The organism is Streptomyces xantholiticus (assembly GCF_014651015.1).
GTDB classification, from domain to species: Bacteria; Actinomycetota; Actinomycetes; order Streptomycetales; family Streptomycetaceae; genus Streptomyces; species Streptomyces xantholiticus.
On sequence record NZ_BMWB01000006.1, the window covers coordinates 86,459 to 100,481 of the forward strand.

Consider the following 14,023-nt stretch of genomic DNA (forward strand, 5'->3'; position numbering starts at 1 on the left):
GCAGGCGGTGCCCAGGTCGGCCTCGGCACTGGACCGTGTGTGCGTGATGTCATCGTTCCCCTCCTACATTTCCGTACGATGTACGAGAATAGAGCATGCTTGACTGAGGCCCGCAAGGGCTGCCGATCAGGAAGGAGTTGGACCATGCCCCGTGACGGAGGAGCCGGCGCCCCGGGCGTCGACCCTCAGCAACTCTGGCTGACCCCTGTCCAGCCCCGCAGAGGTCGCAGGCCTGCCTACAGCCGAGAGGCGATCACCGCGGCGGCCGTCACCCTTGCGGACACCGAGGGGCTCGAGGCGGTCACCATGCGGAAAGTCGCCGCACGGGTCGGAGCCGGCGTCATGTCGCTCTACAGCTACGCCCCCGACAAGGAGACGTTGCTGAACCTGATGGTCGACCACGTCAGCGGCGAACTGCCGACCGCAAACACGCTCACCGGCGACTGGCGCGCCGACCTGAAGGTCATCGCTCACCTTCAGCGCGCCCTCATGCTGCGACACCCCTGGCTGCCCGCCGCCCTGTCCACCCGCCGCGTCCCTGGACCCAACACCCTGGCCTTCCTGGAACACGCGCTCGCCGCCCTGCGGCCCACCGGACTGGACGGTACGGCGAAGCTGGAGATCTTCGCCCAACTCACAGCATTCGTGGCCGGACACGTCGCCCATGAGATTGCGCAGGCCGCAGCCTCGCAGGCCCCCGACCGAGCCGCAGTCGAAGCCCGCTACCTCGCCGCTGTCGCCGCGGACGGCCGCCACCCGGAACTCGCCGAAGTCCTCTCCGCTCCCGGGCGCCCCCTCACCCCCGAAGCCACCTTCACCCGGTTCCTCAACCGCCTGATCGACGGCCTGGACACCGGCTGAGCTCGCTCCGCCTTTCACCGTGCCCGTTCTCAAGGTTGCCTTGCAGACCACGGGAAAAAGTGCTTGAGCTATTTGGCCTGGCTTGCAGCGCGATTACCGCCGGCGGCTGATAGTCGTGGGCCACAGGACAGGGCTGAATATTGCTGGTTCCCGCTGGACGGGTCATGCGATCAGGTCACCGTGCCTGCAGCCAGCTGACCGGTCGGTACCCTTCAGCGGACGCAAGGCTTCCGGAGCATTCAGGGTGCGCCCATGGCTCACATCATGTCTCTCTGACGGCCAGCTGGTGGCCGCGCGCCGCTGGCGGAAGGGAGCAACGTGCAGCCGCACGTTATCCAGGCACTCCACAACTGGCGCATGACAGGGACCACCAACAGCTCGCCGCGCAGGAGGCCTTCACCGCGGCACCTGCGCCGCACTCACCCTCGATGGTGGCGCCTGGGTCGCGGGTCTGCTGTAGCGGTGCTGAGGCGCGATCCAGATTTTTCGGAGTTCGGCGGTCCGAGGATGTCGAGAACGTGCCATCGGCTCCGTCCCAGGGACATCAGCGGCCACCACCGGCCGCACGAGGAAGAAGGGAAACCAGCATGGCCATTCAGCGGATGGACAACGTCGGCATCGTCGTCGAGGACATGGATGCCGCCATCGCGTTCTTCGTGGAACTCGGTATGGAGCTGGAGGGCAGGGCGCAGGTCGAGGGCCTCTTCGCCGACCAGTGCACCGGACTCGACGGCGTCCGCTGTGACATCGCGATGGTCCGGACCCCGGACGGTCACAGCCGGCTCGAGCTGGCGAAGTACCGCAGCCCCGCGGTGATCAGCGCCGGGCCGCGCAACCGGCCGCACAACATTCTGGGCACGCACCGCGTCATGTTCGCCGTCGACGACATCGAGGACACCGTTGCCCGCCTGCGCCCTCACGGCGCCGAACTCGTCGGCGAGATCGCCCGGTTCGAGGACAGCCATCTGCTCTGCTACATCCGCGGCCCGGAGGGCATCATCGTCGGACTGGCCGAGCAACTGCGATGAGTAAGAGCTCGCACAGATAGGCGTGGGGTCATGGTCGCCGGGTGGAGCGGTCGTGCCAGCGGTGGGTAGGCCAGGCTCGGCGGATAAGGCTACGCACGGTGATGATGGCGTCAGCCAAGTCAAAGAAGGCGTTGATGACACTGGCCCGGCGTTCGTAGCATCGCGCGAGCCGGTGGAAGGCGTTCTGCCGGGCGTGCGTGCGCTCTATGTGCCAGCGCTGGGTGGCCTGGATCGGGGCCTTTTCGCCTTTGTGCGCGATCCGGCCTTTCAGCCCGCGTTGGTCGAGGATGGTACGGGTCTTGCCCGAGTCGTAGCCCGAGTCCAGGTGCACGGTGATGTCGTCGTGCAGCAGGTCCAGGGTGGGGACAAGCAGGGGAGAGTCGTGGCAGTTCGCTCCGGCCAGTACGCGGCCGAGTGGAATTCCGTAACCGTCCGTCATTCCTGAGCGTTTGAGCCCTTGTTTGCCGCGGTCGACCAGTGAGCGTCCGGTGGCTTCTCCGCCTCCGGGTGCTTTGGTGATCGACCCGTCGATGGCAATCTGGTCCAGGACGAGACCTACGATGCGGTCGTAGGACTCCAGGGCGATGCGCTGGAACTGGGTGAAGATGCCGAGCCGGATCCATTCGTCGCGGCGGTTGCGGATCGTGGTGGCCGAGCACGTCGTGTCGGCGATTGCCTGATAGGAGCAGCCGAAGCGCAGGAGTTGGAGCAGCTTGTCGAAGACGATCCGGTCGCTGATCCGCGGGCGGTGGCAGCCAAGCGGGTGGGCCGGATCGTAGACCGGCCGCTGCGGCAGCAGTGCCGTGAAGGGGTCCCAGAGGGGTTCAGTCAGCCATGACGGCAGGGTAGGCACAGGTCTCCTGGTGATCACAGAGCGTCGCAACTCCATGATCACCAGGTCGTGTCTCTGTTCTGCTACCGAGGTACCCCAACGCGCTTACCTACGCGAGTTCCTAGAAGATCTCCACAGTTCGAGCCGATTGACAGACAAGACCTCCACTCAACCTGACAACGCCATCTGCCCTGCTGCTCAACTACCGTGCCGCCCAGTACTGGCTGCTGCTCGAGATGTCGCTCAGCTCCCGGAGACGGTGAACGCGATGCGCGAGCCGGCCGCGGAGCCCCATGTCTTCCTGACCGTGTGACGCACGCCACGGGAACCTGCCCTGCCGCTTGGACAATGCTGGACGTGGACTACTCATTGCACACCCGGATACGGGCAGGCGACCCCGAGGCGTTCCGCGAGCTCTTCCGTGACCACGCCCGACTGGTCCACCGGCACGCGGTGCGTGTGACCGGGAACTGGACCCTCGCCGAGGACATCGTCTCGCTGACCTTCTTGGAGGCGTGGCGGCTGCGCGTCAAGCTGCGGGACGAGGGCGACAGCCCGCGCCCCTGGCTGATGGGCATCGCCGTGAACGTACTGCGCAACACCACCCGCGCTGCGCGCCGCCACCAGCGGGCCCTGGAGCGCCTGCCGGCCAAGGAAACGGTCCCGGACTTCGCCGACGAACTCGTCGGCCGCATAGCCGATGCCGACCAACTGGCTGCCGCCCAGCGGGTGCTGAAGAAGCTGCGCCGGAGCGAGCGCGAGGTCTTCACACTCTGTGTGTGGTCCGGGCTCAGCTACGCCGAGGCGGCGGCCGTGCTCGGCGTCCCGGTCGGCACCGTGCGCTCCCGCCTGTCCCGCGCCCGCAGCCGGCTGAGCAAGCTGGCCGACGAAGAACTGAGGAAACGCAGGGAACCGCTACCGCGCAACGGACAAGTACAGGGCGGCCGCACTTCTGCGGCCCGGTCACATGAGTCGTACGAGGAGAGGTCCGAATGATCCGCAAGAAGTCTCGGCGTGAGGAGTCGCTGGACCACGCGGAGCTGGCCCGTTTGCTGCCGGCGCCCGGAGACCCGCACCTGTCGCTCGACCGTCACTTGCTTCTCGAGGAGCACCTGATGAACGAGATCCAGCACACTGCACCCGCCCCTGCGCCGTCCCGCCGCGCGGCACGCCGTGTCCTGCTGATCGGTGTCCCGGTCACCGCCGCCGCCCTGGCCGGCGCATTCGCCTTCACCGCGCTGACCGGTTGGGGCAGCGGCCCTGCCGCGGCCACCCCGGCCCCGGTCGAGGCGCCGGTCGTCCGCATCGAGCCCGGCAGCACCGCCCAGCTCGCCTCCACCGTCGAGCGCATCGCCGCTGCCGCCTCGGCCCGCAAGACGCCCGAACCCGGCCCGGGCCAGTACATCTACATCAAGAGCAAGGTCTCCTACCTCGTCGTCTCGCACACCGACGCAGACGAGTCCAAGGCCTGGGTCCAGCCCCTGCATATCCGTGAGGTCTGGAATTCCCCCGACGGCAAGCAGGGCTGGCTGGACGAGCCCGGCTACAAGCCCAAGGGCGGCATCACCCTCAACAGCGACGTCGAGAACAGCTTGAACGCCCCTTCCTACGACTACCTCAAGACGCTGCCCACCGACCCGGACGCCCTGCTGAAGAAGATCTACAAGGAGACCAAGGGCCAGGGGAACTCCCCGGACCAGCAGGCATTCACCACTGTCGGCGACCTGCTCAGGGAGCAGCTCGCACCGGCGAAGCTGAACGCGGCGCTGTACCGGGCCGCGGCCAAGATCCCCGGGGTTGTCGTGGTGGACCATGCCAAGGACGCCGCGGGACGCGAGGGCATCGCCCTGGCCCGGGTCGACCAGCAGAGGGGCGACCGCACCGAGTGGATCTTCGACCCCAAAACGTACGCCTATCTCGGCAGCCGCGCTGTCCAGGTCAAGCAGGCCGACGGCATCAAGCCCGGCACGGTCCTCGAATCCACCGCCGTGCTGGAGCGGACCGTCGTCGACGCCCAGAAGCAGCGCCCCGGCGCGCAAGGCACCCGCGCGTGAGAACGCGATCGCCCCTCTAGGCAGTGCATATGGTGCCACGCGATCACATCGAGCAGCACTCCCGCCGTTGCGGGTGTCGGTCTCGCGGTCGCGGCTGGTCGGCACTGGCGCAGTGTCCATCACACGCAGGCGCCGCACAGCCGGCCGGAGCTGACGGCAGGCAGCACAACGCCACGAGGGAAGCAGGCCGCCCGCCGAGTCGTGGGCGGCCTGCTCGTACCCCGAACCGCTCAGTGAACGGCCACCACCGGCGCCCCGCGTAAGTAGAGTCGGGGACTGGCGCGGTGGCCGATGCTCCGTTTCTAGTCCCCGCCACTTCAAGCGTGCGGTTCTTTCCACCGGCTCGCCCGATGCTACGAATGCCAGACCAGCGTCATCAACGCCTTCTTTGACATCGCTGACGCCATCATCACCGTGCGTAGCCCTATCCGCCGCGCCTGGCCTACCCACCGCTGGCACGACCGCTCCACCCGGCGACCATGACCCCACGCCTATATGTGCGAGCTCTAAGGAGAATCCGAACCATGCAGCCGAACGAGATCGTCGAGGTTCTGAACCGCCCGATCAGCCAGGGGCTGCCGGCCCGAGACGATCCGCCTGGCCTGACCCAAGAGCCGCCTGATCTGGCTCCGCAACCCCAACGTCGTCCGTCTCCTGCGGGGCCTGGCCACCGGCACCATCCCGCTCACCCACGACGGACTGCACCAGGAAGCACCCTGGCGAACCGTCGCTCACCTGCGTGACCTGCTGATGGACAGCGGCGTCCTGCTTACGCCCCCGGCGACCACACGCGGTGAGTTGCCGCTCCACTCCAGCCGGCATGCCTCGTCACTCGGGAAAAGAGAAGCCCAGTTCACGCAGGCGGGGCAGGCAGGCTTCGAGGCACTGCTCCACCGACGCAGCATCGGTACGTACGAGGATGTCGTCACGCACAGGGGCGCCACTGGCCACGAACGTCCAGGGCTTCCGCCTCTCTGCCATCCGCTCGGCATCAGCTTGAACAGCACGGTTATGCCCTGTTCAGCCAGCGCTTCCATGATCGCGACAACGTCCACCGGTGCCCCCTCCGGAAGCGCCTTGGACACATCACGGCAAACCTGTCCGCCCAAGGACGGACCACGAACACGGGCCTCGCCACCCACAGTGACCAACAAGGCCCGTCCAAGCTGGAATACGCGACACCTCAGCATGCGGGCCCACCAGTCCCGGAGCCGAGGTCGCCGAAGCGGTCGCGGAGTTCGCGCTTGAGGATCTTGCCGCTGGCGTTGCGGGGGAGGGTGTCCACGAAGAGGACCCGCTTGGGGGCCTTGAAGTGGGCGAGCTTCTCGCGGGCGTGCGCGATCAGTTCGGCCTCCGTCACCTCCTCGCGTGGCACCACCACCGCCGTGACGGCCTCGATCCAGCGCTCGTCGGGCAGGCCGATCACAGCGGCCTCCGCGACGGACGGGTGGGTGTAGAGGGCGTCCTCGACCTGGCGGGAAGCGACCAGTACGCCGCCGGAGTTGATGACGTCCTTCACCCGGTCGACTACCGTGAAGTACCCTTCGCTGTCGCGCACGGCGAGGTCGCCGGAGTGGAACCAGCCGTCACGGAAGGCCTCTTGGGTCTCCTCCGGCTTGTCCCAGTAGCCCTCGCACAGCTGCGGTGAGCGGTAGACGACCTCGCCGGCGGTGCCGTCCGGGACCTCCTTGCCGTCCTCGTCGACGACCTTCGCCTCGACGAAGAGGACGGGACGGCCGCAGGACTCCATCCGGCCCTCGTGCTCGTCGGGGCCGAGGACGGTGGCGAGCGGGCCGATCTCCGACTGGCCGAAGCAGTTGTAGAAACCCAGTGCGGGCAGCCGTGCGCGCAGCCGTTCCAGCACCGGCACGGGCATGATCGACGCACCGTAGTACGCCTTGCGCAGGCCGCCGAGGTCGCGGGTGGCGAAGTCAGGGTGGTTGGACAGGCCGATCCACACGGTGGGCGGGGCGAACAGGCTGTCGGCCAGGCCGGCTTCGACGAGGTCGAAGATCCGGTCGGCCTCGGGCGCGGCGAGGATGGTGTTCTCCGCGCCGACCGCGAGGTACGGCAGCAGGAACACATGCATCTGGGCCGAGTGGTAGAGCGGCAGCGAGTGGACGGGCCGGTCGCCGATGGCGAGGTCGAGGGCGGTGATGGCGCTGACGTACTCGTGGACGAGCGCGCGGTGGGTCATCATCGCGCCCTTGGGCAGGGCGGTGGTGCCGGAGGTGTAGAGCAGCTGGACCAGGTCCTCGGCCTGGGGCTCGCGCTCGGGGGTGAACGGCCGCGGTCGGGCCAGTTCGGCCAGCAGTGAGTCGTCCGCGTCGCGCAGGGCCAGTACCCGCTGCCCGGCCGGGAGGCGAGGTGCGAGGGCGGGGTCGGCGAGGACGAGTGTGCTGCCCGACTGGTCGAAGATGTAGGCGAGGTCGTCACCGGTCAGGTTCTGGTTGACCGGGACATGGACGAGACCGGCCCGTGCGCAGGCGAGGAAGGCGATCAGGTAGGCGTCGGAGTTGTGGCCGTAGGCGGCGACCCGGTCGCCCTGGCACAGGCCGCGGGCGGCCAGGACGGCGGCCGCCGTGGTGACGGCGGCGTCGAGTTCCGCGTAGGTCCAGGACCGGTCGTCGTAGCGGACGGCGGTGCGGCCCGGTCCGCGCCGGGCACTGCGGCGTACGAGGGAGTCCACCGTGCTGCTGTGTGCGCCTGTCATGCCGTGATCCTGTGCGGGGGCGGGGGCGGGGTCAAGTCCTCGTCATGGCGTCACCTCGAACACGCAACGGCATGTTGACAGCAAAGGCACGGGCTGACTGCATATACCAACCAGTATGCTACGCAGCCTTGTTGGGAGGCACGTTGCTCTTCCGCACCCGCTTCGGGCGGCTCGCTCTCACCGGTGTCGCGCTTGTGACCGCCGCCACCGCCCTGACCCCACCGGCAGCCGCGCACGGCATCGGCCGGCACCCCTCCGGTGGGGGTCTGTCCGCCGTGATCCGCTACACCGAGCACGGTATTCCGCACATCGTGGCAAAGGACTACGCGCACCTCGGTTTCGGCACCGGCTGGGCCCAGGCGGCCGACCAGGTGTGCGTGCTGGCCGACGGTTTCGTGACCGTACGCGGCGAGCGTTCGCGCCACTTCGGTCCCAACGCCGCGCCCGACGGGTCTCTCTCCTCTGCGAGGACCAACCTCTCCAGCGACCTCTACTTCCGCGGGACACGTGATTCCCACACGGTCGAGAGGCTGCTCGCCACGCCCGCACCGGCCGGCCCCGGCCGGGAGGTGAAGGAGCTGATGCGCGGCTGGGCCGCCGGTTACAACGCCTGGTTGAAGCAGAACCGCATCACCGATCCGGCCTGCCGGGACGCCGACTGGGTCGGACCGGTGACGACGCTGGACGTCGCCCGCCGAGGGTTCGCCGTCTCCGTGCTCGGCGGTCAGGGCCGCGGCATCGACGGCATCACGGCGGCGCAGCCACCCGGTACGGCGCCCGTCGCGCCGCCCGACGCGGATAAGACGGCGAAGGCGGCGCGCGAGCTGTTCGGGGCGGAGAACGCCGACATGGGGTCCAACGCCGTCGCGTTCAGCGGGAAGGTGACCGCGAACGGACGCGGGCTGCTGCTCGGCAACCCGCACTACCCCTGGCACGGCGGCCGCCGCTTCTGGCAGTCCCAGCAGACGATCCCCGGCGAGCTGAACGTCTCCGGTGCGTCCCTGCTCGGCACGCCCGTGGTCAACATCGGCTTCAACGACAAGGTGGCGTGGAGCCACACCGTCGCGACCGGCGTCACGCTGAATCTGCATCAGCTGACCCTCGACCCGCACGACCCGACCGTGTACCTGGTGGACGGCAGGCAAGAGCGGATGAAGGAACGCACCGTCACCGTTCCCGTGAAGGACGGCGCTCCGTTCACTCGTACGCAGTACTGGACGCGGTACGGCCCGGTCGTCACCTCGCTCGGCGCGTCACTGCCCCTGCCGTGGTCGAGGTCGATCGCGTATGCGCTCAACGACCCCAACGCCGGGAATCTGCGCGCCTCGGACACGGCGCTCGCCTTCGGCAAGGCGCGTTCCACGGACGACATGCTCGAGGGCCTGCGGCGCACACAGGGGCTGCCGTGGGTGAACACGATCGCCGCGGACTCCACCGGCCACAGCCTCTTCACCCAGTCACAGGTGCTGCCGCGCATCACAGACGATCTCGCTCAGCGCTGCTCGACCCCGCTCGGCCGGGTGACGTATCCGGCCTCCGGTGTGGCGGTGCTGGACGGTTCACGCAGCGACTGCGACCTCGGCCGGGACCGGGACGCCGTGCAGCCGGGCATCTTCGGGCCGTCGCGGATGCCTGTGCTGAAGGACGCGGCGTACGCGGAGAACTCCAACGACAGCGCGTGGCTGAGCAACGCGGATACGCCGCTGACCGGTTACGAGCGGGTCTTCGGCACCGTCGGCACGCCTCGTTCGCTGCGGACGCGCGGCGCGATCGAGGACGTCGCGGACATGGCCGACCAGGGGCGGCTGACGGTCGGTGATCTGCAGCGGCAGCAGTTCGCGAACCGGGTGCCGGCGGCGGATCTTGCGGTGGCCGACACGGTACGCGCCTGCAAGGAGCTGTCGGCCGAGGACCTGGCGGAGGCGTGCGGTGTGCTGGAGCGCTGGGACGCGTCCATGGGCACCGGCAGCCGGGGCGCGCTGCTGTTCGACCGGTTCTGGCGGGCGCTGACGGCGTCGGTGCCCGCGGCGCAGCTGTGGAAGGTGCCGTTCTCCGCGACCGATCCGGTCGCCACGCCGCACACGCTGAACACCGGCTCTCCCGCCTTCGCCGCGGCACTCAGGGGTGCGGTGGTCAATCTGCGTGCGGCCGGGATCGCACTGGACGCGCCGCTCGGTGAGCACCAGTTCGTCGTACGGGACGGCAAGCGCCATCCGGTCCACGGCGGCACGGAGGCCCTCGGCGTCTGGAACAAGATCGAGGCGGTGTGGGACGCGCCGGGCGGCGGCTACACGGAGGTCGCCCACGGTTCGAGTCATGTCCAGGCGATCGGCTGGGACGGCGGCCGGTGTCCGGTGGCGCGCACGGTGCTGACGTACTCGCAGTCGTCGAACCCGGCCTCGCCGCACTACCGGGACCAGACGGCGCTGTTCTCCGACGGGGAGTGGGTGACGTCGCGGTTCTGTGAGCGGGACATCATGCGCTCGCCGGAGCTGGAGGTGGTGCGGGTGCGCGAGCGGCGGTAGTCGTACGTGGGGACGGGCTGACGGGCTGACGGGCTGACGGCCCAGGGACTCACGGACTCACGGACTCACGGCGAGGAAGATGTACGCCGCGAGGATCGCCAGGTGCACTCCGCCCTGGAGCAGCGTGGCCCGTCCCGGCACGACGGTCAGGGCGGCGACGACGACGGTGAGCGCGAGCAGCACCATGTGCGTGGCGCCCAGTCCGAGCAGCAGCGGCCCCTCCAGCCAGACGGTGGCCAGCGCGATCACCGGGATCGTCAGCCCGATGCTGGCCATCGCGGACCCCAGGGCCAGGTTCAGGCTCGTCTGGACCCGCTCGCGGCGCGCGGCCCGTACGGCGGCGAGGGTCTCGGGCAGCAGTACGAGCAGGGCGATGGCGACGCCCACGACGGCGTGCGGCAGGCCCGCCGACTCCACGCCCGACTCGATGGTGGGCGACACCGCCTTGGCGTCGCCCACCACGGCCACCAGCGCGACGAGGAGCAGCAGGAGGCTGAACAGTGCGGCCGATCTGCCGGGCGGCTCGGCGTGCTCGTCGTCGGACCCGTTCTTCGGTTCGCCGTCGTGTGTGACGGACACGAAGTAATCGCGGTGCCGTACCGTCTGCACGGCGACGAACAGCACGTACAGACCCAGCGAGGCGACGGCGGCGAACGTCAGCTGGGGGGCGGAGAACTCGGGACCGGGTCGGCTGGTGGTGAAGGTCGGCAGCACCAGGCTGAGGGTGGCGAGCGTCGCGACGGTGGCGAGCGCGGCGCCGGCGCCTTCGGCGTTGAAGACGGCGACATGGTGGCGCAGCGCGGCGACCAGCAGGGACAGGCCGACGATCCCGTTGCACGTGATCATCACCGCGGCGAAGACGGTGTCCCTGGCGAGGGAGGCGGACTTGGGACCGCCGTCGACCATCAGGGTGACGATGAGCGCCACTTCGATGACGGTGACGGCGACGGCGAGCACCAGCGAGCCGAACGGCTCCCCCACCCGGTGCGCCACCACCTCGGCGTGGTGGACCGCGGCGAGGACGGCGCCCGCCAGGCAGAAGGCGACGAGGACGACCGCGAAGAGCGGCAGGTCGCGGCCCCAGCTCAGGACCAGGGCGATCACCGCGGCCAGCGGCGCCCAGACGGTCCACCGACTCAGGAAGGACGTGAGGTTCACCGCGCTCATGGGTGCGAGGCTGCCAGCGCCGGGCGGCTGCCGCGCGACGAGCCGCCCTGCTCCGCCTGCCGTCGCCGCGACGTACGGCGCCGCGGTCGCAGCGGGGCACCGCACGCGGCGGCGGCGTCACACGGCCCGGTCGCGGCCCTCCCAGTACGGCTCGCGCAGCCGCCGCTTGTAGAGCTTGCCGTTGGGGTCACGGGGCATGGAGGCGACGAAGTCCACCGACTTGGGGCGTTTGTAGCCGGCCAGGTGCCGTTCGCAGTGGGCGAGGATCGCTGTGGCGAGTGTGTCGTCGGCGGTGTGGCCCTCGGCCGGTTCCACCACGGCCTTGACCTCCTCGCCCCACTCCGCGTGCGGGATGCCGAAGGCGGCGGCGTCGGCGACGGCCGGGTGGGTGAGCAGCGCGGCCTCGATCTCGGCGGGGTAGATGTTGACCCCGCCCGAGATGATCATGTCGATCCTGCGGTCGCGGAGGAAGAGGTAGCCGTCCTCGTCGAGGTGGCCGAGGTCGCCGACGGTGAAGAAGTCACCGATGCGGTTCTTCCGTGTCTTGGTCTCGTCCTTGTGGTAACTGAAGCCGCCGGTCGTCATCCGCATGTAGACGGTGCCGAGTTCGCCCGCCGGGAGCCGGTTGCCGTCGTCGTCGAAGACGGCGAGCTCGCTGATGGGCCACGCCTTGCCGACCGTGCCGGGCTTCTTCAGCCACTCGCCGGCGGTCGCGAAGGCGCCGCCGCCCTCGCTCGCCGCGTAGTACTCCTCCACACAGCTGCCCCACCAGTCGATCATGGCTCGTTTGACGTGGTCGGGGCACGGGGCGGCGCCGTGGACGGCGTGCCGCATCGAGCTGACGTCGTAGCGCTTCTTCACCTCGTCGGGCAGGGCGAGCAGGCGGTGGAACTGGGTGGGGACCATGTGGGTGTGGGTGCACCGGTGGGCGTCGATGAGGCGGAGCATCTCCTTCGGCGTCCACTTGTCCATCAGGACCAGCGGATGGCCGATGTGCAGGGCGGCGGCGGCGAACTGCAGCACGGCCGTGTGGTAGAGCGGCGAGCAGACGAGGTGGACGTTGCCGTCGTGGGGCCGGATGCCGAAGATGCCGAGGAAGCCGCCGAGGTGGGTCTCCTCGGGTGCTTTCCCGGGCAGCGGGCGCCGGATGCCACGCGGCCGGCCGGTGGTGCCCGAGGTGTAGTTCATGACCCAGCCGAGCGTGCGCCCTTCGGGCGGGGTGGGCGGCTGCCCGTCGAGGAGTTCGTCGTAGGGACGGAAACCGGCCGCGTCGCCGACCGCGTACCGGTGGCTGCGGGGCAGCTGCGCCTCGTCGGCCGCGTGGCCCGCCGGGCCGGCGAACCGCTCGTGCGCGACGAGCACCTTGGCGCCGGAGTCGGACACGATCCACGCGATCTCGGATCCGACGAGATGGTGGTTGACCGGGACGAGGTAGAACCCGGCCTGGGCGGCGGCGAGATAGGCGGTGACGAGTTCGGTGCAGTTGGGCAGGACGACGGCGAAGCAGTCCCCGCGCTCCAGGCCGGCGGCCCGCAGCCCGCGCACCAGCCGGTTGGCGGCGGCGTGCAGCTCCCCGGCCGTCCACCGTTCGCCCGCGGGGTCGGTGAGCACGGTGCGCCCGGGGTCGGCCGCGGCCTGGGACCAGAAGCCGTTCAGGGGTGCGGGTGAACCGGTCATGGCGCGCTCCTTCCGGCGATGCGGTTGATGCGGTCCACGGCGCGTTCGAAGCCGCGGGTCAGGTCGTCGAAGACCTCTCGCACGCTGCGCTCGCAGTTCATCCGTCCGACGATCTGGCCGACCGGGGTACCGAGCAGCGGCCCGACCTCGTACCGCTGGATGCGGGAGACTGCCTCCGCGACGAGCAGCCCCTGCAGCGGCATGGGCAGGGTGCCGGGCCCGGCCGGGTCGTCCCAGGCGTCGGTCCAGGCGGTGCGCAGCTGGCGGGCGGGTTTGCCGGTGAGGGCACGGGAGCGGACGGTGTCGCCTGACCCGGCGGCGAGCAGCTTCTCGGTGAGGGCGTGGGATCCGAGTGACGCCTCCGTGGCGGTGAGCCACAGGGAGCCCAGCCAGACGCCCTGGGCGCCGAGGGCGAGTGCGGCCGCGATCTGTTCGCCGCTGCCGATGCCGCCGGCCGCGAGGACGGGCACGGGGGCGACCGCGTCGACGACTTCGGGCGTCAGCACCATGGAGGCGATCTCCCCGGTGTGGCCGCCGGCCTCGTATCCCTGGGCGACGACGACGTCGATCCCGGCCTCGGCGTGGCGGCGGGCGTGCTTGGCACTGCCTGCGAGGGCGGCGACGAGGATCCCTTGGTCGTGGGCGCGTGCGACGACGTCGGCGGGAGGAGGGCCGAGGGCGTTGGCGAGAAGCTTGACGGGATAGCCGAAGGCGACGTCGAGCTGGTTGCGGGCGACCTCTTCCATCCAGCCGGTGATGCGCCATCCGGAGGCTTCTCCCTCGGCGAGGTCGGGGACGCCGTGCCGGGCGAGGGTGTCGGCCACGAACCGGCGGTGGCCTTCGGGGATCATCGCCTCGACGTCGGCCTCGGTCACGCCCTCGACCTTCTTGGCGGGCATGACGACATCGAGGCCGTAGGGCATGCCGTCGGTGTGGTCCTGCATCCAGTCGAGGTCGCGCTTCAGGTCCTCGGGGGCGGTGTAGCGGACGGCGCCGAGCACACCGAGGCCACCCGCGCGGCTGAGGGCGGCGGCCACCGCTGGGAACGGTGTGAAGCCGAAGATGGCGTGCTCGATCCCCAGTTGTCTGCTCAGCTCCGTCTCCATGGGCGGCAGGATGCCGCAGGGGGCCGGACGAGGGAAGACATTTTCTGATGCTGCGTCAGA

11 protein-coding genes and 1 pseudogene are annotated in these 14,023 nt (G+C 69.7%); 6 read left to right on the forward strand and 6 right to left on the reverse strand.

Annotated elements, in window-relative coordinates; translation table 11 throughout:
* Window positions 1–144: 144 nt before the first annotated feature.
* Complete coding sequence (locus IE198_RS12445) at window positions 145–861, forward strand: TetR/AcrR family transcriptional regulator (RefSeq protein ID WP_189885788.1); 717 nt, start codon at window positions 145–147, stop codon at window positions 859–861.
* Between the two features lie 587 nt (window positions 862–1,448).
* On the forward strand, window positions 1,449–1,889 hold the full coding sequence (locus tag IE198_RS12450; protein WP_189885790.1) for a VOC family protein: 441 nt from the start codon (window positions 1,449–1,451) through the stop codon (window positions 1,887–1,889).
* Window positions 1,890–1,917: 28 nt separating this feature from the next.
* On the opposite strand, the gene IE198_RS12455 is transcribed toward IE198_RS12450, so the two are convergent.
* Complete coding sequence (locus IE198_RS12455) at window positions 1,918–2,742, reverse strand: IS5 family transposase (RefSeq protein ID WP_189885792.1); 825 nt, start codon at window positions 2,740–2,742, stop codon at window positions 1,918–1,920.
* Between the two features lie 327 nt (window positions 2,743–3,069).
* Here IE198_RS12455 and IE198_RS12460 point away from each other — a divergent pair, with 327 nt between their 5' ends.
* The 3 genes and pseudogenes from IE198_RS12460 to IE198_RS12470 all read left to right on the forward strand — a co-directional run.
* Entirely contained in the window at window positions 3,070–3,717 is a 648-nt protein-coding gene (locus IE198_RS12460) for an RNA polymerase sigma factor (protein ID WP_189885794.1), read from the forward strand.
* A complete protein-coding gene (locus IE198_RS12465) occupies window positions 3,714–4,775 on the forward strand; it encodes a CU044_5270 family protein (protein WP_189885796.1) in 1,062 nt (353 codons plus the stop codon). Before IE198_RS12460 ends, IE198_RS12465 begins: the two co-directional genes overlap by 4 nt.
* A gap of 330 nt (window positions 4,776–5,105) precedes the next feature.
* Window positions 5,106–5,258: pseudogene (locus IE198_RS12470) on the forward strand (IS5/IS1182 family transposase); the annotation flags it as partial.
* A 345-nt stretch (window positions 5,259–5,603) separates the two neighbouring features.
* Here the strand turns inward: IE198_RS12470 and IE198_RS12475 are convergent.
* Window positions 5,604–5,756 (reverse strand): hypothetical protein, encoded by a 153-nt coding sequence (locus IE198_RS12475; RefSeq protein WP_229833864.1) that lies wholly within the window; start codon window positions 5,754–5,756, stop codon window positions 5,604–5,606.
* A 202-nt stretch (window positions 5,757–5,958) separates the two neighbouring features.
* Entirely contained in the window at window positions 5,959–7,488 is a 1,530-nt protein-coding gene (locus IE198_RS12480) for an acyl-CoA synthetase (protein WP_189885798.1), read from the reverse strand.
* A 143-nt stretch (window positions 7,489–7,631) separates the two neighbouring features.
* Between IE198_RS12480 and IE198_RS12485 the strand changes: the two genes are divergently transcribed.
* Complete coding sequence (locus tag IE198_RS12485) at window positions 7,632–10,013, forward strand: penicillin acylase family protein (RefSeq protein ID WP_373299852.1); 2,382 nt, start codon at window positions 7,632–7,634, stop codon at window positions 10,011–10,013.
* A gap of 57 nt (window positions 10,014–10,070) precedes the next feature.
* Here IE198_RS12485 and IE198_RS12490 read toward each other — a convergent pair whose 3' ends face one another.
* The 3 genes from IE198_RS12490 to IE198_RS12500 form a co-directional block, all read right to left on the reverse strand.
* Window positions 10,071–11,180: a calcium:cation antiporter gene (locus IE198_RS12490; protein WP_189885803.1), complete on the reverse strand. Its 1,110-nt coding sequence runs from the start codon at window positions 11,178–11,180 to the stop codon at window positions 10,071–10,073.
* Between the two features lie 117 nt (window positions 11,181–11,297).
* Window positions 11,298–12,857, reverse strand: a complete 1,560-nt coding sequence (locus IE198_RS12495; protein WP_189885805.1) for an acyl-CoA synthetase — start codon at window positions 12,855–12,857, stop codon at window positions 11,298–11,300.
* Window positions 12,854–13,963 (reverse strand): nitronate monooxygenase, encoded by a 1,110-nt coding sequence (locus IE198_RS12500; RefSeq protein ID WP_189885807.1) that lies wholly within the window; start codon window positions 13,961–13,963, stop codon window positions 12,854–12,856. The genes IE198_RS12495 and IE198_RS12500 overlap by 4 nt, the downstream gene beginning before the upstream one ends.
* Window positions 13,964–14,023 lie beyond the last annotated feature (60 nt).

Coding starts and splice junctions, on each gene's coding strand:
- IE198_RS12465 (WP_189885796.1), top strand. CDS start 3,714: ATGATCCGCAAGAAGTCTCGGCGTGAGGAGTCGCTGGACCACGCGGAG.
- IE198_RS12450 (WP_189885790.1), top strand. CDS start 1,449: ATGGCCATTCAGCGGATGGACAACGTCGGCATCGTCGTCGAGGACATG.
- IE198_RS12460 (WP_189885794.1), top strand. CDS start 3,070: ATGCTGGACGTGGACTACTCATTGCACACCCGGATACGGGCAGGCGAC.
- IE198_RS12490 (WP_189885803.1), bottom strand. CDS start 11,180: ATGAGCGCGGTGAACCTCACGTCCTTCCTGAGTCGGTGGACCGTCTGG.
- IE198_RS12445 (WP_189885788.1), top strand. CDS start 145: ATGCCCCGTGACGGAGGAGCCGGCGCCCCGGGCGTCGACCCTCAGCAA.
- IE198_RS12480 (WP_189885798.1), bottom strand. CDS start 7,488: ATGACAGGCGCACACAGCAGCACGGTGGACTCCCTCGTACGCCGCAGT.
- IE198_RS12500 (WP_189885807.1), bottom strand. CDS start 13,963: ATGGAGACGGAGCTGAGCAGACAACTGGGGATCGAGCACGCCATCTTC.
- IE198_RS12495 (WP_189885805.1), bottom strand. CDS start 12,857: ATGACCGGTTCACCCGCACCCCTGAACGGCTTCTGGTCCCAGGCCGCG.
- IE198_RS12475 (WP_229833864.1), bottom strand. CDS start 5,756: ATGGCAGAGAGGCGGAAGCCCTGGACGTTCGTGGCCAGTGGCGCCCCT.